Source organism: Shewanella sp. 38A_GOM-205m, assembly GCF_000518445.1.
Classification (GTDB): Bacteria; Pseudomonadota; Gammaproteobacteria; order Enterobacterales; family Shewanellaceae; genus Shewanella; species Shewanella algae.
Window position 1 is genome coordinate 111,004 of record NZ_JADP01000006.1, and the last position, 22,520, is coordinate 133,523.

18 protein-coding genes are annotated in these 22,520 nt (G+C 51.5%); 6 read left to right on the top strand and 12 right to left on the bottom strand.

Translation table 11 applies throughout. The features are described 5' to 3' along the window. Window positions 1–13 precede the first annotated feature (13 nt). Entirely contained in the window at window positions 14–2,035 is a 2,022-nt protein-coding gene (locus tag N512_RS0107630; protein ID WP_037474460.1) for an oxidoreductase, read from the bottom strand. Window positions 2,036–2,232: 197 nt separating this feature from the next. Here N512_RS0107630 and sppA point away from each other — a divergent pair, with 197 nt between their 5' ends. Both sppA and ansA read left to right on the top strand, forming a co-directional pair. Next, window positions 2,233–4,086: a signal peptide peptidase SppA gene (sppA, locus tag N512_RS0107635; protein WP_028779932.1), complete on the top strand. Its 1,854-nt coding sequence runs from the start codon at window positions 2,233–2,235 to the stop codon at window positions 4,084–4,086. 107 nt (window positions 4,087–4,193) lie between these two features. Further along, on the top strand, window positions 4,194–5,210 hold the full coding sequence (gene ansA / locus N512_RS0107640) for an asparaginase (RefSeq protein WP_037474461.1): 1,017 nt from the start codon (window positions 4,194–4,196) through the stop codon (window positions 5,208–5,210). Window positions 5,211–5,276: 66 nt separating this feature from the next. On the opposite strand, the gene N512_RS0107645 is transcribed toward ansA, so the two are convergent. The 5 genes from N512_RS0107645 to N512_RS0107665 all read right to left on the bottom strand — a co-directional run bounded on the left by N512_RS0107645 (window position 5,277) and on the right by N512_RS0107665 (window position 9,860). Next, window positions 5,277–5,558 (bottom strand): YeaC family protein, encoded by a 282-nt coding sequence (locus N512_RS0107645; RefSeq protein WP_025010431.1) that lies wholly within the window; start codon window positions 5,556–5,558, stop codon window positions 5,277–5,279. Further along, the gene (locus N512_RS0107650; protein WP_025887361.1) at window positions 5,555–5,872 is read right to left on the bottom strand and encodes a hypothetical protein; all 318 of its coding nucleotides are present in this window, start codon (window positions 5,870–5,872) and stop codon (window positions 5,555–5,557) included. The genes N512_RS0107645 and N512_RS0107650 overlap by 4 nt, the downstream gene beginning before the upstream one ends. 9 nt (window positions 5,873–5,881) lie before the next feature. Beyond that, window positions 5,882–7,009, bottom strand: a complete 1,128-nt coding sequence (locus tag N512_RS0107655) for a M14 family metallopeptidase (protein WP_025887359.1) — start codon at window positions 7,007–7,009, stop codon at window positions 5,882–5,884. 149 nt (window positions 7,010–7,158) lie between these two features. Continuing rightward, entirely contained in the window at window positions 7,159–7,839 is a 681-nt protein-coding gene (locus N512_RS0107660) for a response regulator transcription factor (RefSeq protein ID WP_025010433.1), read from the bottom strand. A 233-nt stretch (window positions 7,840–8,072) separates the two neighbouring features. Then, complete coding sequence (locus tag N512_RS0107665; RefSeq protein ID WP_028779934.1) at window positions 8,073–9,860, bottom strand: DUF885 domain-containing protein; 1,788 nt, start codon at window positions 9,858–9,860, stop codon at window positions 8,073–8,075. Window positions 9,861–10,227: 367 nt separating this feature from the next. Here N512_RS0107665 and N512_RS0107670 point away from each other — a divergent pair, with 367 nt between their 5' ends. Next, window positions 10,228–11,037, top strand: a complete 810-nt coding sequence (locus N512_RS0107670) for a hypothetical protein (protein ID WP_028779935.1) — start codon at window positions 10,228–10,230, stop codon at window positions 11,035–11,037. A gap of 297 nt (window positions 11,038–11,334) precedes the next feature. Here N512_RS0107670 and N512_RS0107675 read toward each other — a convergent pair whose 3' ends face one another. Next, window positions 11,335–11,793: a hypothetical protein gene (locus N512_RS0107675; RefSeq protein WP_028779936.1), complete on the bottom strand. Its 459-nt coding sequence runs from the start codon at window positions 11,791–11,793 to the stop codon at window positions 11,335–11,337. Between the two features lie 198 nt (window positions 11,794–11,991). Between N512_RS0107675 and dgt the strand changes: the two genes are divergently transcribed. Then, a complete protein-coding gene (gene dgt / locus N512_RS0107680) occupies window positions 11,992–13,443 on the top strand; it encodes a dGTPase (protein ID WP_037474495.1) in 1,452 nt (483 codons plus the stop codon). Between the two features lie 61 nt (window positions 13,444–13,504). Here dgt and N512_RS22480 read toward each other — a convergent pair whose 3' ends face one another. Beyond that, window positions 13,505–14,956 (bottom strand): transporter substrate-binding domain-containing diguanylate cyclase, encoded by a 1,452-nt coding sequence (locus tag N512_RS22480; RefSeq protein ID WP_197021439.1) that lies wholly within the window; start codon window positions 14,954–14,956, stop codon window positions 13,505–13,507. A 129-nt stretch (window positions 14,957–15,085) separates the two neighbouring features. Further along, window positions 15,086–15,358 carry a hypothetical protein gene (locus N512_RS0107690; protein ID WP_044734518.1) on the bottom strand — a complete coding sequence of 91 codons (273 nt, stop codon included), beginning with the start codon at window positions 15,356–15,358 and terminating at the stop codon, window positions 15,086–15,088. 544 nt (window positions 15,359–15,902) lie between these two features. Between N512_RS0107690 and N512_RS0107695 the strand changes: the two genes are divergently transcribed. Continuing rightward, window positions 15,903–16,967: a DUF3080 family protein gene (locus N512_RS0107695; protein ID WP_081737109.1), complete on the top strand. Its 1,065-nt coding sequence runs from the start codon at window positions 15,903–15,905 to the stop codon at window positions 16,965–16,967. Window positions 16,968–17,128: 161 nt separating this feature from the next. Further along, the gene (locus tag N512_RS0107700; RefSeq protein ID WP_037474464.1) at window positions 17,129–18,253 is read left to right on the top strand and encodes a hypothetical protein; all 1,125 of its coding nucleotides are present in this window, start codon (window positions 17,129–17,131) and stop codon (window positions 18,251–18,253) included. Window positions 18,254–18,375: 122 nt separating this feature from the next. Here the strand turns inward: N512_RS0107700 and N512_RS0107705 are convergent, their stop codons facing one another. The 3 genes from N512_RS0107705 to N512_RS22485 all read right to left on the bottom strand — a co-directional run bounded on the left by N512_RS0107705 (window position 18,376) and on the right by N512_RS22485 (window position 22,324). Further along, a complete protein-coding gene (locus N512_RS0107705) occupies window positions 18,376–20,256 on the bottom strand; it encodes a S8 family serine peptidase (protein ID WP_028779941.1) in 1,881 nt (626 codons plus the stop codon). A gap of 416 nt (window positions 20,257–20,672) precedes the next feature. Continuing rightward, window positions 20,673–21,362 carry an SDR family oxidoreductase gene (locus tag N512_RS0107710; protein ID WP_028779942.1) on the bottom strand — a complete coding sequence of 230 codons (690 nt, stop codon included), beginning with the start codon at window positions 21,360–21,362 and terminating at the stop codon, window positions 20,673–20,675. A 92-nt stretch (window positions 21,363–21,454) separates the two neighbouring features. Then, entirely contained in the window at window positions 21,455–22,324 is an 870-nt protein-coding gene (locus tag N512_RS22485; RefSeq protein WP_051472704.1) for a CLCA_X family protein, read from the bottom strand. Window positions 22,325–22,520 lie beyond the last annotated feature (196 nt).

Below are 22,520 nucleotides of genomic sequence, written 5' to 3' on the forward strand. Positions count from 1 at the left end.
GCCCGGTTAGAGACTAGATCCGCATCGCCAATTCTGCACCCTGACGAATGGCGCGTTTGGCATCCAACTCGGCAGCGACATCAACGCCGCCAATGAGATGCATTGGCAAGCCGCACTCTTCCAGTTCCGGCAACAGCACACGGTTGGATTCCTGACCAGCGCAGATCACCACAGTATCCACAGGCAGCAGCTGCGGCTTGTCATCAATCAGTATGTGCAATCCCTGGTCATCAAAGCGCTCATAGCTGACCCCACTGAGCTCTGTCACCTTGTGCTGCTTAAGCACCATGCGATGGATCCAGCCCGTGGTCTTACCTAAGCCTTTACCCAGCTTGCTCTTCTTGCGTTGCAACAAATACAGCTCTCTGGCCGGGGCATGCGCCTGGGCTTGTTTGGCCAGTCCGCCGCGCTCGGCGTAACTTGTGTCTATGCCCCACTGACGATACCAGCGTTCCGGCTCCAGCGTGCTGGACTCCTGCTCGCCGAGGAAATGCGCCAAGTCAAAACCTATGCCGCCGGCGCCGATAAGTGCCACCCGCTGGCCGACTTCCACCTCGCCCCGCAGCACCTGTTGATAGCTGACCACCTTGGGGGAATCAAACCCGGACAAGTTGAGCTCTCTTGGCACGACACCACTGGCAACCACCAACTCATCAAAAGGTTCATCCCTGAGCACCGAGGCGTTGAGCGGCGTATTCAAACGCAGGTCCACCTTAAAATGTGCGAGGCGATTCTTGAAATAGCGTATGGTTTCGTTGAATTCCTCTTTACCTGGGATCTTGCGCGCCAGGTTAAACTGGCCACCGACTTCATCTCGGGCTTCAAACAAGGTCACCTTGTGCCCCCGTTCAGCGGCGTAGACGGCAAATGCCATCCCAGCCGGGCCCGCGCCCATCACAGCCAGGCGTTTGGGTGACTCAGTCTTGGGGAAATTAATTTCTGTCTCATAGCAGGCTCTTGGATTAACCAGGCAAGTAGCACGCTTGAGCGAGAAGGTATGATCGAGACAAGCCTGATTACAGCCGATGCAGGTATTGATGGCTTCGCTTTGATTGGCCGCGGCTTTGTTGACAAACTCAGGATCGGCCAGGAAGGGCCTTGCCATGGAAACCATATCCGCCTGCCCCGAGGCGAGGATCTGCTCGGCTATCTCAGGCGTATTGATCCTGTTGGTGGCCACCAAAGGAACACTGAGTTCTTTTTTCAAACGTTCAGTGACCCATGCAAAGGCGCCTCTGGGTACGCTGGTGGCTATGGTCGGGATCCTGGCTTCATGCCAACCTATACCGGTATTGATGATAGTGACACCAGCTTGTTCCAGCGCTTTGCCGAGCTCAATGACCTCCTCAAGACTTGAACCCTTGTCGACCAGATCCAACATAGACAGACGAAAGATAATGATGAACTCGGGCCCAACCTTGGCGCGGATAGCGCGAACAATTTCCAGTGGCAGGCGAATACGGTTGGCAAAACTGCCGCCGTAATCATCGCTGCGCTGATTGACCCGCTCACAGATGAACTGATTGATGAGATAGCCTTCAGAGCCCATCACCTCCACGCCATCATAACCGGCCCGTTTGGCCAGTTCGGCAGAGGTGGCATAATCCTTTATGGTGCCGCGGATTTGCCGCAAAGACATGGCGCTCGGCGTAAATGGGGTAATGGGTGACTTGACCTTGCTCGGTGCCAGCGAAAAAGGATGATAGCCGTAACGGCCGGCATGAAGGATCTGCATACAGATCTTGCCGCCGCCCTCATGTACAGCGCGGGTAACGATTTTGTGTTTGCCCACTTGCCAGGGAAAGCTCAGCTGACAGGCATTGGGGGCCAAACGGCCGCGAAAGTTGGGCGCTATGCCGCCGGTGACAATCAAACCCACACCACCCAGCGCCCGCTCCTTGTAGAAGTGTGCCAGTTTCTCAAAACCGCCCTTTTCTTCTTCCAACCCGGTATGCATGGAACCCATGAGTACCCGGTTTCTCAGCTGGGTAAACCCCAGATCCAAGGGTTCTAATAAATGAGGAAAGCCCGACATTAAAACATCCTTTTTAAACAAGTGATTTAAATCAGCATAACCTGAGCCGCCATCAAGCTCAACATAAAGCATTGGCCGCCGGCGACTCATCGGCTAAAGCAGTGAAAGCTCAGGAATAAAATCACTTACAAATGTATTTTCCCGTTGCAGCTATTTTCAGTTAGCATTAACGGAATGCATGGAAAAATGGAGTGGCTATGTCCGCAAAACCCCTGACAACCAAGAATACCCTGATGTTGATCTGGAATGTGATCAACTTCATTCGCAAGCTGGTGTTGAACATAGTGTTCTTCCCGCTATTCTTCATCGCTTTGATAGCCGTGGTCATCGCCATGGTCAGCAGTGATGAAATCCAAGTTGAGGATGGCTCGGCGCTGGTATTGAACCTGGCCGGCGGCATAGTGGATCAAAAGCGCCAGGTTGACCCGTTCGAGGCGATGTTAAGCCAAAGCAAAGGACCCGATGTCAACGGCGAAATCTTATTGAGTGATGTGCTCTATACCATTAACAGCGCCACCAATGACAAGCGGATCAAGGCTCTGGTATTGGATCTGTCCGAGTTGCAATACGGCGGTCTGAGTAAGCTCAGCGCCATAGGCCAGGCACTCAACGAATTCAAAGATAGTGGCAAGCCTGTAGTCGCCATAGGTAACTATTATGATCAGAACCAGTATTTCCTGGCGAGTTTTGCCGATACTGTTTACCTAAACCCTGAAGGTATGGTGGCAGTAGATGGCCTGAGCCGCTACCGCCAATACTATAAGTCGGCACTGGATAAGTTAAAAATCAAGGCGCACATTTTCCGTGTCGGCACTTTTAAGTCAGCGGTTGAGCCTTTTATCCGTGATGACATGTCAGAGGCGGCCAAGGAAGCCAACTCTGTACTGCTCAACGACATCTGGGGCAGTTACACAGACACTGTGGCCGCCAATCGCGGCATAGACAAATCCAGCCTGGGCCTTAATGCAACTGCTTATTTGGCAGAGCTGGAACAAGCCGATGGCGATTCCGGCACTATGGCGGTTAACCTCAAGTGGGTTGATAAACTGGCCAGCGCTGAAGATTTCCGCCTGGCGATGTTGGACCTGGTAGGCAAAAGCAAGGAAGGAGATAGCTTCAAGCAGGTCAGCTACTACGACTATGCCAAGCTGATGGCACCACTGCCGGCGCTGGTACCCACCGAAGGAGTGGGCATCATAGTGGCCAAGGGTAATATTCTCAACGGCAGTCAACCTGCCGGTGATATCGGCGGTGAAAGTACCTCTGCCCTGTTACGTAAGGCCCGCTTCGATGACACTATCAAGGCCGTAGTGCTCAGGGTCGACAGCCCCGGCGGCAGCGCCTTTGCTTCCGAGCAAATTCGTCAGGAAGTGCTGGCATTGAAGAAAGCCGGTAAGCCTGTGGTAGTCAGCATGAGCAGCATGGCGGCCTCCGGTGGTTACTGGATTTCGGCCAGCGCCGATTATATCTATGCCAACCCCACTACCCTGACCGGATCCATCGGCATTTTCGGCATGATAACCACCTTCGAGGACTCTCTGTCTTCAATCGGTGTTAATACTGATGGAGTGGCCACCTCTGACTGGGCCGGTCTCTCTGTTACCCGGTCACTTTCCGATGGCGTCAAGGCGGTGATACAACGCCATATCGAACGTGGCTACAAAGACTTTATCTCGCTGGTCGCCAACGAGCGCAATATGACACTCGAACAGGTGGATAAGATTGCCCAGGGCCGCGTCTGGTCCGGCAAGAAAGCCCTGGAGCTGGGTCTGGTGGATGAACTGGGCGATCTCGATAGCGCCATCGCCAAGGCCGCCGAAATGGCCGGAATGGACAAGTTCGACAGCCGAGTGATAGAGCAGGAGCTGACACCTGAGCAACTCTTCATTCAGGAGATGTTCGCCAGTGTCTCCGCTTATCTGCCACACAGCGTCAAGCAGTCCAGCGTGCTGGAAAAACTGCTGACTCAATGGAGCAAGGTACTGGAAGAGTTTGCCGCCTTTGACGACCCTAACGGCGTCTATCTTTACTGCGATAACTGCAGTTACTGATAATCCTGAAAGCCCGGCTCGCCGGGCTTTTTTGTGCCTTATGCTGCCGGGCTTGATTTGCTATAATCCGGCCTCTCTTTTGCCCCAGTGAAAACGAAAGCCAGATTATGAACAAAAAAAAGTCCATCTATGTCGCATACACGGGCGGCACCATAGGGATGCAAAAAACCAGTAACGGCTTTGCCCCGGTCGCCGGCTTCCTGACAGAATGCGTCAACTCCATGCCGGAGTTTTTCCATGAAGAGATGCCGACGTTCGTGATCCAGGAATATTGTCCGCTGATAGACTCTTCCAATATGGCCCCCAGCCACTGGCAGATGATAGCCGACGACATTCAGGCCAACTATGACAAGTATGATGGCTTTGTCATTCTTCACGGCACAGACACCATGGCGTTTACCGCATCGGCACTGTCTTTCATGCTGCAGGATCTCTGTAAGCCGGTTATCGTCACCGGCTCGCAAATTCCGCTGTCACAGCTGCGCTCAGACGGCCAGACCAATCTGCTCAATGCCTTGTATATCGCGGCCAATTATCCGGTTGCCGAGGTTTGCCTGTTCTTCAACAATAAGCTATTCCGTGGCAACCGCACTACCAAGGCTCATGCCGACGGCTTCGATGCCTTTGCCTCGCCGAACTTCCCTTTATTGCTGGAAGCCGGGATCAAAATTCGCCTGCGGGCCGGAAAAATTGCGCAGCCCTGCGATAAGCCCTTGAAAGTGGCGCCCATTACTCCTCATCCCATAGGTGTGGTCACTCTGTATCCCGGGATCTCCACCGAGGTATTCAACAACATACTGCAGCAACCGGTAAAAGCCCTGATATTACTGACCTATGGTGTCGGCAATGCACCGCAGGATCCCGCCTTGCTGGAAACCCTCAAGCGGGCCAACGACAAGGGCACAGTGCTTATTAATCTGACCCAGTGTCTGCAGGGAAAAGTCAATATGGGCGGTTATGCCACAGGCAACGCCCTGGCCAAGGCAGGCGTTATCAGTGGCGCCGATATGACCACGGAAGCCGCCTTGACCAAGTTGCACTACCTGCTCTCCCAAGGGCTGGGCACAGAAGAGATAAGACGGCAGATGCAGCAAAACCTCTGTGGCGAACTCACGGCAGACTGAATTTAATTGATAGCAAAAAGCCCTGTATATACAGGGCTTTTTTACAAATAGAATCCAAGTAATTAATTACAGATCAGATTCTTTGAATTCAGCAATACTCTCACCGCGAAACTGCTTTTTCAGCTGCGCCTTGGACAGCTCGTTGATCTGCCCACCGGCGCCTATGGTGAAGTGCTCGGTTTGATCCAAACGCCTGGCTTGGTAGAGCATCACCAGTTGCAGCGTGTTTTCCCGCTGCTCCTCGGTCAGCACGGTACCATCTTCCCACTTTCCTATCTCGGCGGCGCGGCGCAGTCTTTCATAGACTTCAACCGGCATCTCTTCAATCACTTTGTTGATATCTGTCATACACTTTTCCGCTTGTGCAAAATAATACGTACCCGGGTTATCAGGTAACCCACAAAACCGAGCGTAAAGCAGACGGCACCGGCGATAGCTCGATTGCCTTCGGCGACTTCTCCCCCCCAAAACCAGATGACCACCCCGGCGATAAACAGGGTCAAGGCCAAAAAGCTCTGGTTCATCAGTTTGGTCGACTGCTGAATATGGCTGATCCTCGACAGCGACTCGGTGTTGGGTCCCAGTTTGGAACTGCAGTGTGGGCAACTGGGTGCCTTACTGGAGATCCGCTTGTGGCATAAAGGGCATTCAACCAGTGCCATAGCTGCTCCTTACCTGAGTTTGTCCACGACGGCCAGCATGGCGGTCAATGAGGCTTCACCCAGGTACAGGCAACGCTCAGGGGACCAGCCCACCAGCGGATCGGCCAGATTATCATTGTCTTTAAATGGCATTTCCAGCGTGTTTGATAGGCAGTTGAAGGTTTCGCCGACCCAGTTGGAGCCTATGGTCAGGTTGGCCTTACCGGGTTCGTCCTTTTCATAACCATGTTCGCTCTGGAAATCCGGGCTAACCAGCAAGAGCGCCGAGGCAAATTCCTGCTGCAGCTGAGTCAAGCGCTCATCCCAACAAGGAATGCCTTCACAGCCTGCCAGGAACACATACGGCAGACCTTCATCACCGTGGACGTCATAGAAGAGGTCCACGCCGGTTTCTTTCATCTTTTGTACCACATGGTACACCTCGGGGCTCTTCTCAAGGCTTGGCGTTTGCCACTCACGATTTAGGTTTACACCGGCGGCATTGGTACGCAGATGGCCTCTGACGCTGCCGTCCGGATTCATGTTGGGTACAACATAGAAGTTGGCCTTATCCAGCAACTGTTTGGAGACAGGGTCATCCGAGTCCAGCAAACGGTACAGCAAACCTTCCACCAGCCATTCGGCCATGGTTTCCCCTGGGTGCTGACGGGCTGTGATCCAGATATTGCGCTTGCTGTTATCGCCGTCACCCACCTTGACCAGCGTCAGATCGCGACCATCCAAGGTCAGACCCAGGTGCTCCAGGCTCACTTCAGGATGCACCTGTACTGCGCTGAGCAGGTCCAGGTGACGTTCATAACTGTAAGGTGCAAAATAGGCTATCTGAATCGCATCGGCGTCCAATTCCACATTGATACTCAATTTTCCGTCATCATACTTGGTCGGCAGACGGAACCAGTGCTGGCGATCATAGCTGGCAACTGCCTGATAGTTCTCCCAACCTTTGGGATAGGAAGCGCTGCCGGCATTGATGATATTGAGGGTGTAACTGTTTCCTACCTGGCCTTCAAAACGGAAATTGAACCACTGGTAGAACTCTCCGCCCTGATCCGGGCGGATCGCCAGTCTGATGTCGTCCTTGTTATCAAGACTGATGACCTGAATATTGCCACCATCAAAATTCGCGCTGATCCGCATGATGTTTTCCTTCATTGCTTTTATAGGGTGTGGAGCCTGGGAAGGCTCACGCAAGTGGGCTATAGGATAAACCAAATCGGCCGCGCTTGAAAACGCGGCCGAAACAGGCTCTGGTATTCGAGGGGAAAATCAGTGGGGTTTAAAGCATCTTACCAAAGGCTGAAGCTGTATCCCTGACCGCGCACCGTATTGATAAGGCTTCTTGGCAAACGGGTCTGTTCCAGTTTTCGCCGGGTATTGGAGATATGCATATCCAGATTACGGTCAAACCGCCCCAGTTCTTTTTTTAGCACTCGTCGCTGCAGCTCCTGCTTGGTAACCACTTGTCCCTTGCGTTCAAACAGGTACTTAAACAGGCGAAATTCTGTCTGGGTCAAGGATAGCTGCTGATCGGCAATGGCCACAGTGTAATCAGTTTCGTCAAACTGAATATGTTTGTTGAGCGTAAGATCGGCGGTGTCCTGCCCTTTACTGATATTGATCCTTCTTATGAGCGCCTGAATCCGCACCAGCAGTTCTTTGACACTGAATGGCTTACTCAGAAAATCGTCTGCCCCCAGTTCATAACCTTTGATCCTTTCTTCTTCACTGTCGATAGCCGAGATCACTATGACAGGAGTGTTGTCCTTACGGGCAAGCAACATCTCAAAGCCATTGAGTTTGGGCATCATTAAGTCGAGCAAGATAACATCCGGAGTAAAAGTGTCGAGTCTCATCAGCGCATCCAAACCATCAGCGGCACAAACAACATCGTGCCCCTCGCCCTCCAGTGCTTCTTTGAGCAAGTCCCTGAACTCCAGGTCATCATCCACTAATAAAATTTTCGTCATTTCCGTCAACACAATTCTCAAATAAGAACCATTACTATTTACGTTAACATAGTTAACCTAACCGAGCTAGCAAAATCCTCCTTTAGTACTGGCTAAAGTGCGCAGGATCACACAGAAGGAATAATGAAAAAGGGACAGATGGTCAAACTGTCCCTATAGGCAATTGGGCAAGCGGCGATCAAGCCCTCTCTTCTGACGTAAGCCATGCAGTACAAGGCTTACGCCGGCCTTTGCTACTTGTCTTGCATCAATTGACTGATGTACTTGACCGGGGCACTGCCATAGCTGAGGAAGCTTTCGTGGAACGTCTTGAGATCAAACGCCTTGCCTTGCTGCTGTTTGAGCTCTTCCCTTAAGTCGTAAATTTCACGATATCCGGCGTAATAGCTGGTCAACTGTACCTGGCTCAGTGTTGCCCGGCGCCATTTACCTTCCGCCTCGGCTTGCTGCTGGAAGGCTTCTTCAATCATCAGCTTGATGGCCTGCTCTTCAGTCATCCCCTTGACCTGAATGCTGTAGTCCAGAATGGTGTTGCAAATCACCCTGAGGTTCCACTTGTAGTACATCAGCCACATTTCCGGCTCAAAGTTGCCATAGCCCTGTTCCAGCATCATACGCTCGGCATAAACGGCCCAACCTTCCACCATGGCACCGTTGCCAAACAGGCTCTTGACCAGGCTCGGTGACTCATTGGAATACACCAGCTGGGTGTAATGGCCGGGGATCGCCTCATGTATGTTCAGTACCTGCAATATCCAGTGGTTATATTCGCGCAAGTAACTTTCGGCCTGCTCGTCGGTCATGCCATCGAGGGGTGTCACGTTGTAATAGGTATTGCCGCCCTTCTCATAAGGACCGGGAGCACTGATGGAGGCTCCGGCAAAACCCCGCATATATTCAGGAGTTTCCCTGACCACCAAAGGCTTTTTCGGATCCAGAGTCACCAAGTCGTGTTGATTGACAAACTTCACCAGCTCGGGGATCTGCGCCCTCACCTCGGCCACAAAATCTTCCCGCTTTACATGCCGGGCCGAAAGCTTGTCGATCAACTGCCTGATAGCCTTCTTCTCGTCTTGCGGCTTGGGCTCCTGGAAATACTTGCTCCAGAGCTTATCGGTAATTTTCGCCATTTCGCCCTGAACCCTGGCCTTATCGGCCAGCGCTTTTTCATAGAGGGCCTTGGCGCTCATACCAGCCTGAATATCGAAGGCAAACTTCTCCTCATAAAGCGCTTCACCTATCCGGAAACTACGGCTACCTTCGCGCTTGAGCTGCTGCTCCAGCTGTTTTAGAAATTGGATATGCCCTTCAATGGCCGCCACGGCTTTATCCATTCTTTGCTTGAATAACGCCTTTTCATCAGCGCTCAGGCCGGAGGCGTTCACCTTGGCGAGCAGTTCATCGGACAATACGGTAAAGGCACCCTGATTTTGCATGATGGCCAACTCTGTGTGCTCCAGAGTTGGATTATCTATGCTTTGCTGCGCCGCCAGGTAATAGGCCGGCACATTTTCCAATCGGCCCAATGCAGAGCGCAGCCTTTGATCCAAAGGTGCAAAGTCCTCATTGATGATTTGCGCAAAACCACCGGCCACATTGTAACTGGATGGGTCCCACTGCCAGGACTTGAAGCGCTTGATTTCCCACTCCATGCTGCCGAGGACATTTTCAATCAAACGATAGTCAATCAGGTTAGCCGCTGTCAGCGCCGCAAAATCAAAGCTCGCCATCTTGGCGCGCTGTTGCTGAATAAAGTTCAACGTCGCGGTGCGGCTGTTCGCATCCGGTACCAGGAGTTTGGCATCGTATTGATGAAAGCCGTTATAGAGTGCCCAGGTCGGCGCAACCTGCCATAGCGAATCGATAAAGCTTTGACTGAACGCACTGAACGCTTGGTTCTGATCTTGTTTTACAGCAGCAGAGACTTTGGACGCCATCGCCTCGGGAGAGCCTTGGGTTTGGCATGCAGACAGCCCTGTCAGCGCCAATGACACCGCCAGGCAAAGGGTGAGTTTTTTCATATTATTTTCCTTCCCGGCACCCGTTTGTTGGAAATTTGAATTCTTATCGGTTTTTCGGGTGCATAGTGCGCAAGTAAATCATGGACGCGACGACTTTTCAGCAATTGTTGCTAAAGAGACATGCTTTGTTACAGTTTGCAGCCCGCTTTAAGCCTCTGGTTAAATCCTCCATGTTCGCTTGATAGCTCCCATTGCCAGATAAAATACGGCTTTTGTTGAGAAGGCAGAACGATAACCCCTGCTCAATTATGATTTTTGGAAGGCCGGTTGCATGGCATTGCAGAAGGTTCAAATAGGCATGACCACTTGATTTGCATCGAAAAACTCGCTAGCGTGTGCGGCCAAATTACACAGGACGTAATTCAATATGAATCTGAAGTTTAATGCTGCCCATCAACACGTACTGGAATTGTTAAAGCAACAGGGAATACGCTGTTTGGTGGACGATCAATACGACGAACTAAACGAGCATTATTTACAACTTTGGCTGCCCGAGCCGCTGACAGAAATCGAAGTCAAGCAACTGAATAAGTTCCAAAAACAACATTATTCCCTTTGGAAAGATAGTGCGCAGCCATGGGAAGATGTTAAGACGCAAGTGAAGCTCGATTTTTCCGATAGCTGCTACAACGAACTCAAGGCCACTTTGGTCAAAATGACACTGGTAGACAGAATGACCTTTGAGCGAGCCTGGCAAGAACGCTTGGGGGTTGTTTGCAACAATGTCGACCTGGATGTTATCGCCCATCGCTGCACTCAAGTGGCTGATATAGATCCCCTCACCAAGGCAATCGCTGACAGCTTTTCCGATGAATGGCTGAAACTCTGCGCCTCTATGGAACTATTTCAGGTACGGTATTTGGTTTTCAACAGAGCGGTGCGCAAAGATAAATCAGCCCGCAACTCCGAAATGCTACATTTGTGGACCGACACAGAGGGCGAAAACCCTAAACAGGCGCGCAAAGCTGTTGGCCGGGTAACAGGTAATCCTGGTGGTATAGCCAACTACCAAAAGGGTGCCCGCGTCATACGGCAAGGTAACTGTGTAAGAAAGACCAAGCTCTATAATCATGAGTTTGAAGACGCCTACCAACGCCGGGTTCGCGTCAATATCAAAGGCGTAATGGTGCCTATGATGAATCATGCGGACTTATTACAGCTATCGTCATACGATTAAGCAAAGATAGCCGCCTCTGCCAGAGTTTTACTCTGGCAGAGGCGGAAAACGTCACTCTAAGTTGAATGGACCCGAACCCTCTGATATATCCGATATAACAGTACAGCCCCAAGTTTGGCCCACTAGGGTGCACTGGCCGTGCGGCAGTGAATGAATTGGTTAATGGGAGCTAGATATTGCCCAACATCGGCATAGCCTGACGGATGGCTGAAAAGGGTTGTTATCGAGAATGGTGTAAAGCCAATGAAGCTCAAATCATTGGGGGCGCTTCCAAATACTCGCCCCCTAAATCTGCTATCAACGGCGGTGAAACTTGGCGTCCTTATCGAGACACCAGTGAGCCTTAGCACTCTTGTCTTCGTTGGGTCGGCCGGTTAACAGCTCACCTTGCTCATTGATGTAATAAACAAAAGCTTTGGCATCACCGAGTTCATCCCAATACAGCATCGCCTCATCCGCTTCCTGGCCTTCACAAGTGGTGACTTTGCCGCCTATGGACTCGATATAGGCACTGCCCTTGATTTGGCTCAGCGGCGCCCCTGTACATTGGTTGTTGTCATAAAGATTGGCGACACTGTGGTAGCGGTTTTCCTCAAAGCGCATGACAAACTCTTTACCCAGTTTACCGTCACCGAGACAACCTGTGGTCCACTCCCCTTTGAGCCTGTCCGGCATGGCATCATCGCCATGGAACATCAGAAAACCGAGCGTTGCCGCCAAAATAAGCAGCAACATCACACTTAAGGACTTGAGCATTAACACATCTCTGAGAAAGGATTTTTCAGGATAGTACTCTGCGATGACTGAAGACGCTATCGTACTCATCGCAAATTTACATTGAGTGTCACAAATTGGCCCCATGGGATAAACTGTGGCACATTGGAGTAACATACGGATTCCAAGTCATTTTCTTGCTTAGGCAACCACTTGTTGGAGGTTCTCTCGGTGTCTGACATGCATTCTGAGATAAATTTTCGCCGCAAAATTACTGCGCTGCGCCCCTTTGGTAAACCGGAAGACACTCGGGTAGATAATCCAGAAAAATTGCAGCTGGCGCTGGAAAGCGATCGTGGCCGCATCATTAATTCGGCCGCCATCCGCCGTCTGCAGCAAAAGACCCAGGTGTTTCCGCTTGAACGCAATGCCGCAGTGCGAAGCCGTTTGACACACTCGATGGAAGTTCAGCAGGTAGGCCGCTTTATTGCACAGAAGATATTCAAGCTCTTGGGGCCAGGTGCCGAACGCTGGGGCCTGCAATATCTGGAACGGCAATTGGAAACCCTGGTGGAGATGAGCTGCCTGATGCACGATGTGGGCAATCCACCCTTTGGTCACTTCGGTGAGGCCGCGATCAGTGATTGGTTCAAGCGCAACCTTGTTTCTCTGGCGCCTTCGGGTTTCGATTCCGGGTATCCTGAGTTGATCCAAGACTTATCCCATTTTGAAGGCAATGCCCAAGGCATTCGTTTGATCCACACCTTGCTCGGGCTCAATCTCACCTACAGTCAACTGGCCGGCATTTTGAAATACACCCGTCCGGGTACGCTTGTGAAAGATAAAGCCAATCCTGAGCAAAGCTATCTGATGAAAAAAGTCGGTTATTACGCCAGTGAGTCCAGGTTTGTTGCCGAACTGACTCAAGCCATGGAGATGGCACCCGGTTGTCGCCACCCGGTGAGTTACATCATGGAGGCCGCCGATGACATCTCATATTGCCTGGCCGACATTGAAGACGCAGTGGAAAAAGGCATCATAGAGCTGGATACCCTAAAACAGAGTCTGATAGCCGAGTACCAACGGCAAATTGCGGTCAAGCAAGGCGCTCTCGGACACAAAGACTTTATGAGCAAATCGATTGAGGCGGCAGACAGCAGCGCCCGCCACCTGGCAATCAACCAACAGAGCCAGTTTTTTACCTTCCTCCGCGTTCGACTGATCCACCCTTTGGTCAATCACGCCGCCAAGCGCTTTATCGACAATATTGAAGCTGTGTACCACGGCAACTTGAACGAGTCGCTGCTTGAAGATGGCGGCTACGAACACGCCATTACAGAAACCCTCAAGCAAGTTGCTATCAAGCAGGTATTTTGCCATCGGGAAGTGGAGAAACTTGAGCTGCAGGGATACAGGATCATCACAGGCTTACTGGATAACTATCGCTCCCTGCTGGCATTGAGCGAAGATGAGTTTAGCAAACTGGTACAAGGCCTGCCCAAGACAGCACTTATCGAAACCCGACTGTTCCATAAGCTGCCTGGCAAGCACCTGGCCACCTATAAAAGAGCCATTGAAGCCAATCAGTATCCTGAGTTTTACCACAGGTGTCGTTTGCTGCAGGATTATATCAGCGGCATGACAGACCAATACGCTTTGGATGAGTACAGACTACTTATGGTACTTGACTGACTCTTAAAGAGAGTTGTTTACTAACTAAGGCTCGGGATACGAGCCTGAAATGCCATTACTATCAGATCCGCCTAAACAGGAGATCGTTACGCCCGGACGCCTTGACCTGATACATCAAGCGGTCGGCGTCGGCCAGCACAGACTGGGCATCCCGGGCACCGGGTTTGGCATACACGGCACCTATGCTGATACTGAGGGGCAATTTGCCGGCCTTGGTGGCAAATGGCTCTCTGTCTACCGACAAAAGCAGCCGGGTGGCCAGGGTCTTGGCCTCGGCTTCTGTCATGCCCAGCTGCAGAATACAAAACTCCTCACCGCCTATGCGGCCAAATACGCTTCCCTCCGGCAAGATGGCCACTACCATTTGCGTCAATTGGCAAATGACCTCATCACCCACATGATGACCATAACTGTCATTAATCCGCTTGAAATCATCTATATCAAACAGTAACAAGGTCAGACTGTCATAACCACGGCCATCACAGGCTTGTTCGAGCGCATCCATAAATGCCCGCCGATTGGCGATACCGGTAAGCCCATCTGTAGCCGCCAGGTGAGCCAGCTCGGCATTGGCAGCCTCAAGCTCGGCGGTGCGCGCCGCCACGGTACGGCGCAGCATAAACACATACACCAGGATCCCGAGCAGAAGTATCCCAAGCAAGCCTTGCAGCAGATAGCGTGGATAGACAGTTTCCACATACATCCAGCGATTGAGGATCCTTTGGTATTCGGAATCTGGGATCCGGGCCAGTCCCTGGCGGATCTCTTCCAGCAAGGCGCTCTGCCCCTCTTTGACAGCCGGACGAATTTGGGCACTGTAAAGATGGCGGACTGGAATAAAACGCGCCGGCTCGCGTGAGGTATAGAGATAGAAGTTGGCGACCTGCAGATCGGCAACAAATGCCTTTAACCTGCCGGCAAAGGCGGCCTTTAGCATTAGATCGTTGCTGGCATAAGTCAGCACGCTGGCCTTCGGGTATTTCTGACGTACAAACGTCTCTTCATAGCCGCCACGGACAACGCCAACTTCACCGCCGTTGATCAGGTAGCCGTCCGGCTCGGTACCGAGTAACCCTTGACTGAAAAACAGTTGACTCTCGATCCCCAGCAAACCCTGGGCATAATCCAGGTAATGTTCCCTGTCCTGAGACCAAAGCAGCCCGGCGTGGATATCGGCCTGACCACTGCGAACCAGATCCAGCGAACCTTGCCAATCTGTCAATATAAAGCGGACTTCGACCTTATTGGCCTTGGCATATTCTTGCCAGATATCCACCAGGATCCCGGCCGGTTCACCGGCATCATTCAAATATGAAAAGGGTTTCCAGGAATTGGAGTTGGCAATAACCAGTTCTCTTGCGGGTTGCTGAGCGGTATCCAAGTGCATATCTTCAGCGGCCTGGCTTTGGCCCGTTGTCGGCAGGAACAGGGGTAAAATGACAAATAGTCGGCAGAGGGTGGTCAACGACAGCTGGAGCAAGGAGTTAACGTAGGCTGTTGCAGCGAGCTTCATGTGGCCGGAATATCCTTACAAGGCATGATTTGGGTGGGTTCTACCCGGGTTATAGCCCCGGGTTCAGAGAACATCCACCGGAAACACACCAAATATTAACATTTGTAGAGAACTTCCAGCAGCTTTTTTTCAGCAGCGACGGATCCGCACCACCTTCATGGTCTCCATCTCAAAACCGGCTACTATGGTTGTTTGCGGGTAATAGTCGACCGACACTCGGGAACCTTTCAATGAACGGTATTTTTTAGGGCGTTTGAAGCGAAAAGGTGCATCACAATTTTCCAGCATCAGAGTATGTTGGATCCAGTCGCCTTCATCCCGCTGGGTGTGGGAGACAACTGTCTTGTCTTCGGTGTGATAAAGTGGTGAGTGTTTCTCTGTCAATACGTCAGCTATTGTCATAATGCATTTACCTCCGATGGGTCGCTTCTGACTATGAATCCAAGGTCCTGACGGGCCCGACCTTGCCCGTGGCAGCCCGGGCAGTAGCTTCGCCTTCTCGATCAACCTCTTGCCGCAAGCAAGTACAGAAGGTCAGACTGTAGAGTACCGTCTTACTCAAAAGCCTTTTGCTGAGGGAAAAGTTCCCCGGCCGCGGCAGATTGGCGGTAGCTATGCAGTCGTGTCTGGGTAAGCAGATCATCCCCGGGCAAAAAATTTCCGGGGGAAGGTCAATAAAAAGCGAGCAATCATTGTAGCAAATTTGCACAGAAAGATCTTGGTGAAAAAGCCAACGACGCTTTATACAAGGTTGAACAGCGCTCAAAAACAACTGATAGCAGCAAGCGCAACTCTGCACGACTCTGCGTAACGCTACGTTGTATTAGTTACGACAGCTTGGCAGGGCTTAGCCTCTTGGATCACAATTTATAAAACTTATGGTCGAGTAACTGTATGAGAACATTACTTGCGCCCGGCTCAATCCCTTTTCCCAATAAGGCTTGCCATGACACCTTTTCCTTCAACAGTCTATCGCAGCCTTGCTGCAGTGCTTATACTGCTCACCCTACCCGCATGTCGGGATAATACCGAATCGCTATGGCAAGATTACAGCGCAAGGCTTGAGAGAGTCACAGCACAAAACTTTATCGCTCCGGACTATCGACCTGAAGTCGACCAAAACCTGAATGCAGCAAATAGACCTGAAGCTTTGGAAGCCAGACTGCCACTGCTGGAAAGCCTTGGCTTAATGCATTGCAGGCTCGGGGAGTTAATTGCCACACATAACTCCAGCCTTGGCAGAGTCGCAGAGCCCAGCGAGCTGCTTAAGTATCAGCTTGCCTTTATTCAAGCCGCGCCGATTTGTCTTATAGACGCCAGGCTAGAAAGTCAGACCAAACAGTTGCTGACAGAAGCCCTATTGCAAAAGCAACAAGATGCGCTGGACTGGTTCGATTGGATGCTTCTGCAAGACAGGGCACTGGACAAACTGCTGTTTATCGGCACTGAGTCTCTGTCCAGCGAATCCCCGCTTGCCGGTCTAATCGAAACAGAATTAGCACTGGCCGCCCTGGTGAAACTCAAAACGGACATAATGAAAGCACAAGTTGGGCAACTTTCCTGGCAAGCACTGGACACCCAGACTCTGGATGCGGCACTGGCTGAATTGGCGCGCAGTCGGATTATTGCCCGCAATATGCGCAGTCAGGCTGTCAGCCTGCTCTGGCTTTCGAGCCTCAACGATTGGTTGGAGCCTCGGCTCGATGGCCTGCTGTGCCGCCCAGGCCATAACAATCAGCGTCAGGAGATATTGCAGCGAATATTGGTAAAAAACTTCATCGGGCAAATACAACGGCAACTTAGCCAGAGTCGCCACATTCAACGCCGTTTGAGCGATTTGCTGCAGCAACTCTATCAGGGAACCGCGGTGGAGAGTCGTGTCGCGTACTTCTTTGCCGAAACCGCTAACAAAGACAGCTTAAATATCCGGATCGACAAAGAACTCAAACGCCACGTGAATTGGTGGCAAAAGCTACGCGACTCCTGTAGCGGAACTGCAGCTGGAGCATAATCTATTGTGATGCCGCAGGCTCTTGCAGCTTGCTCCCCTATTGTCTTCTGCCACTATTTACCGACTCAGCCCTTGTATATCAATGGATAAGCATGTTGCCAGCAGGTTATCTTTTGGTGACAATAAGCCCATATTTCAAATCAATAATTCATCGGGTTTCAATGGGAACAGCCGAACTCATCCGGCAGGCAATCCTGCAGCCGTATCATAAGATCTCAACCTCTCTTCAGAGGTTTCGCACAGGTATAAGTCAACGGCTCGCCAAGCTGAGCACGGCCCAAAAGCTCTACCTGTTGGCGCTATTCAGTCTGCCGTTTTATGAACAACACCCTTCGTTGACAACCCTGCTCACAGTCAGCGCGTTGGTTATTGAGTTCTGGCCGTTATTCAACAAACTGTGGCACTCTTTGGCAGGCAAGGCGGTCATTTTGCTGTTTTATGCCACCATAGCCAACTTTTCGCTGGCCAGTAGCGGTGCCATAGTCAATGAAGTCACCGGCGTCTCGGCAGCGCATTTCAACTATACCCATAACTTCGCCCTGTTACTGGAGCTTCCGGTTTGGATGGTGATCACCAGCAGTATTGCCCTGTTGCTGCTGCAGATGTTACTGCCCATCTACCTGGTAGGACTGCTGCTGCTCAAGCTGGTGGGGCTTATCGGCTTCAAGTGGCAGCCCAAGTACGCCTATCCTGTGAGCACAACCTTTCTCAGGCTCATGTTATCGTTTTTAATCCTGCATCATCTGATGCTGCTGGTCGATATGGAGCGTTTCATGGAGAGCCGCTTCAGAGTCGATGACAAGGGCGTCAGCTTCTCCTTTAATGGTCAGTTTAAGCCAAACGAGGATAAAGCAAATGCAAACCTCCCCCCTTTGCATGTCCCGGACACCGCCCAAGGGAAAGACGCCTTAAGCGCTGAGCAAGAGACAAACAAGCTGAATACTGAAGGCCAGGATCCAGTTGGACAGAAATCACAAGCGCAAGACACGGAAAATAACGCAACAAAAGCGGAAGATGATGCTTTGGTATACGCCCGTTTCACCGCCGCCTACAGGCACAAAGTCAGGCAGCTTGTGGCCGACTTCGCTTTTGGCATGGAAGCCGATGGCCGCAGTCGTTGCCAGATGTCTGCCAATGCGACCGGCGTTGAACTCAATGATTACGAGCTGTTGCAGATCTTGCCCGACGCCGGCGAGCTTTATGGCTATCGTTTTGAGGTTATTCCCTGTGTCTCGGCTGCATTTCCGCGAACTCTGGGGAGGCCTTCTTCACTGCCGAGCGATTAATCCTGGTATACAAACCCAGTCTCTGAAGTGGATGATCTTTTAAGTGGATGTTCTCTTATGTGAATGAGTACCATAGAGTCAGTAAAAAAGCCGCCTGAAGGCGGCTTTTTATCCTTTTATAGTCAGAAGCTTGCCAAGAGCTGCATGCCCGAGAAGGCGGAGTATCCGCGGATCATCACATGATAGGTCGCCGCCTGGGTGACTTGAAAGCTGCAGCTTTCACTGTTGCCATTCTTGTACGGACGGCAATCATACACAGACGTAGAAGGTGCAGCCCCGGCGCGAACATAGAGATCGGCGTCACCACTGCCGCCGCTGGTAACAATATTCAGGCTAACACCCGCCGGAACCTGGACAGTGAAATGCTGCTCTGAATCCGCACTGCCACTCAAGTTGCTCTTCGGCACGCCATTTTCCAGACAATCGCTGCCACAACCACCGCCGGCGCTGTGTGTTGCCGTTAATGTGGCGCCGCTGTAGGCACTGTAACCCTGCAGCATCACGTACCAGCGCCCTTCTGCCGGCGAGCTGAAGCTGCAGCTCTCATTGTTGCCACTCTTGTAGGGGCGGCATTGGTAGCTGTTTAACGTGGGTTTGCTACCTTGGCTGACATAGAGATCGGCATCACCACTGCCGCCAGCCAGATCTATGTTCAAGTCGGCAGCGCCCGCAGGGACATCGATATAGAAATAGTTGGATGAACCCTGGACACCGCTGACACTGATCCCCACGCCGTTATCCAATGGAGTATCATCCGATGGACAATCATTGCCACAACCGCCGTCATCGCCTGCCAGAGAATAGAGCAGCTTGTTGGGTGAACCTGTCTTGGCATCGCCCACTTTGCCGGATGAGGCGCGGCTTACCAGCAAGTTAGTCAGCTGAGTCGGGCTCAAGGCTGGGTTTTCCGCCAGATAAAGTGCCGCCACCCCGGCAACATGGGGGGATGCCATGGAAGTACCACTAATGGTATTAGTTGCGCTGTTGGAGTTGTACCAGGCAGAGGTGATTGACGAACCCGGAGCATAGATGTCCAGACAGGTGCCGTAGTTGGAGAAACTTGAGCGACTGTCGGTGCTGGTGGTAGAACCCACAGTCACCGCATTGGCGGCCCGCGCCGGTGAATAGTTACAGGCATTACTGTTGTCATTGCCTGCTGCCACAACAAAGCTTATCCCGGCCGCTACGGCCGCATTTACCGCATCATCCAGCGCCTGGGAGGCGCCGCCGCCCAAACTCATGTTGGCAACCGAAGGCCCTTGGGCGTTGTTTTTCACCCAGTTGATCCCGGAAATCACTCCGGAGTTGGTACCTGAGCCCGAGCAGTTAAGTACCCTGACCCCGACAATATTGACATTCTTGGCAACCCCGTAAGTGCTGCCGCCTATAGTCCCGGCAACATGAGTACCATGACCGTTACAGTCACTGCTGTCGTTATCGTTATCGATAAAGTCATAGCCACTGCTGGCACGGCCGCCAAACTCATTGTGGGTGTTACGTACACCTGTGTCTATGACAAAGGCGGTGACGCCGGAGCCGTCATAGTCGTAATGGTAGTTACTGTTGAGCGGCAGATCCCGCTGATCTATCCGGTCAAGCCCCCAGGTAGCCCCGCCTTGATCGCCGGCGGCTTCCACCATGGGTTCAATAGACACCCTTTGATCCTGCTCAACATATTTGATGTTGGGATCTTTAAGCAGACTCAGGATCTGAGCCGCATTGGCCTTGACCAATACCCCGTTGAGGCTGTTGCCAAAGTTTTGTCTGACTTCAATGCCGTGTTCGTTGGCGAGCCTTGCGCCCATACTGCTGGCGTAGGCGCTGACGCCATTCGGGTCATTAAGGTTGATAACCGCCGGGGTATTGAACACCACTATGTACTGATCTTTGATGGCTTTGGCAGGATTGACTGCATGTAACTGGGCTTGATAGTCCTGTGCCAGAACGAGCGGGCTGCTCAGGGCTGCAGCAACTGCAATCGCAATGAAATGTTTCCTTTGCATAATGATTTCCTTGGTTATTATGATTTTGCCTCGAGGGCCGTTTTAACCTAGGACATTTTTTAAGCAGCATCTAAATTGCAGCGTTGCACTGTGCCGGAAACCGATATTGCAAATGTAACAACAACGTTACATTACCCCGCCTAAAGTAGCAGAAAGATCCGCCAAGAGTATAACCGATACAAAACGGGGGTCCGTATCGACAAAGGAACAGGTTATGCAAATAAAATCAATTGCTTTACTCTATTGCTTGACGAGCAAACCACCCAGCGCTAACACTTTTGGGCCGGATGAATTGCAAGCTATCAACCCAAAGTATGATTTTAAACTCAGACTTAGCTTCTCGCCCTTTTTCCTCTTGCCTTTCAGCAAATTACCGGCCAAGCGCAAAATAAGCGCCATAGATAAAAAGGATCTGGTTACCAGGGTATGCTGTTGCCGCAGTAATCATAAAATCCGCCACTTTGTGCCTGGCTGAGGTTATCCAGCAGTTGTTTCATACCGGCTGCCGAGGTCCCTACATCAATAAGCGCATTGGGGCCGCCCATGCTGGTTTGCACCCAACCGGGATGCAAGGCTACCGCTTTGACACCGACATTGGCCAAATCTAAGGCAAGACTCTTGGTGATCGAGTTGAGCGCGGCCTTGGATGAACGATACAGATAACCACCACCGCTCTGGTTATCGGCCATGCTACCAACCTTGGATGAGATATTGGCTATGATACCTTTTGCTTGGATAAGATGAGGCAGGAAAGCTTCGGCAAGCTTACAAGGCGCTATGCTGTTTACTTCAAACACTGTGCGCCATTCATCCACAGGCAATTGTCCCAACAGCAAGCCTTTGGGACCATAATAGCCTGCATTGTTGAGCAGCAGATCCAAACCCCGTCCCTCAAGCTCTGCAGCCAGATCAGCCACCGCCTCATAGTCGGTCACATCCAGAGCAAACACCTCCAGCCCCTGAAATTCGTTGACCAGATCCAGCAGTTCGTCGGCCGTTTCCGGATCGCGACAACAAGCCAATACGTCCCAACCGGCGGCAAGATAGACTTGGGTCAACGCCAATCCTATTCCGCGGTTGGCACCGGTTATCAATAGTTGTGGCATAGGGTGAATCTCCTTTTTACTTGAGAATTTCGGGCTTAGGTTGTCGTCACTCATTAGCTAAATGACGCACAATCGAGCTTATCATAAGCCAGTTAACTTCCGTTTGGCTTCTTGTTACTTTCGCGATGACTCTGGCGGATAAGCGCTTCACCGAGCATGCCAAAGTAATTTGTCAGCGCATTGAGAATCGCTTTTCTATGAGCCTCATCAGGATAGGCCCCGGCATCATTGAGCTGTGAGAAAGTCGTACCCGACACCAGGTATTGGTTCCGTATATCGGTAAAAGACTCGATAGCGGCTTCAAAGGCCCGGGCCATCAACTCGGTAGGGAGCGAAAAATAGCGCCTGCCATAATGTTTATCCAAGGCAATGGCCCGGCGCACATAGTCACTCGGCTCAAGGCCATCCGGGCTTATAAGCACGGTTTGATAAAGGAATGCCAAATGACGGTTGAGTGGATGGGGTCTAAGCTCAACATCTTTAAGATAAAGGTCACTGCCAAAACCGATAGCACTGCCAACTCTATACGCCAAACCTGAGTCATTGCAGCAGGCTAGCTGGTCGATACTTGAATGAATGCCAAAGGCTGCTTTGGCAATATAGTGATCAAAGGCATGCCAAAACTCATGGGCCAAGGCGCCGGCACCGGCATTTTTTGCCAGCGCCAATATCCTTTCATTAGGAGCGTAGTGCGCCTGGACACCTTTCTGACCGCCGAGACCAAAGTCCAGATTCAGGGTTTGTCTAAGTCCAATGGCGTCCGGCGGCAACTTGAGTATAAAAGCCAGGTCCGCCAGCGAATCAAATATCAGATTGGCAGCCAGCCGTGATTCTTCAGCGCTGACCCACTTACCTACCCGCACATTGGCAAAGCCGAACTGTTGCTTGATATCGAGAAAACTGACCTGCTCGTCGAAACGATAATCCGGTCCTTCGCGCAAATAGTGGCGGCTTGTCAGCAAAACTCTTGGCTCCCAATCGATTTTCAAGCCAAATGAGTGTATACCCGAGGGGCACAAATGTCCCATCATGCTTGAAATCACTGGCTATATCGTCTTTGGAGCGAATCAAAGATAAATAGCAAACAGCAGAATGGCAACGCTAGGAAATGCAGCAAGAGAAAGCATCAGGGTTTGGACACAAAAAAGGCTCCTCGAG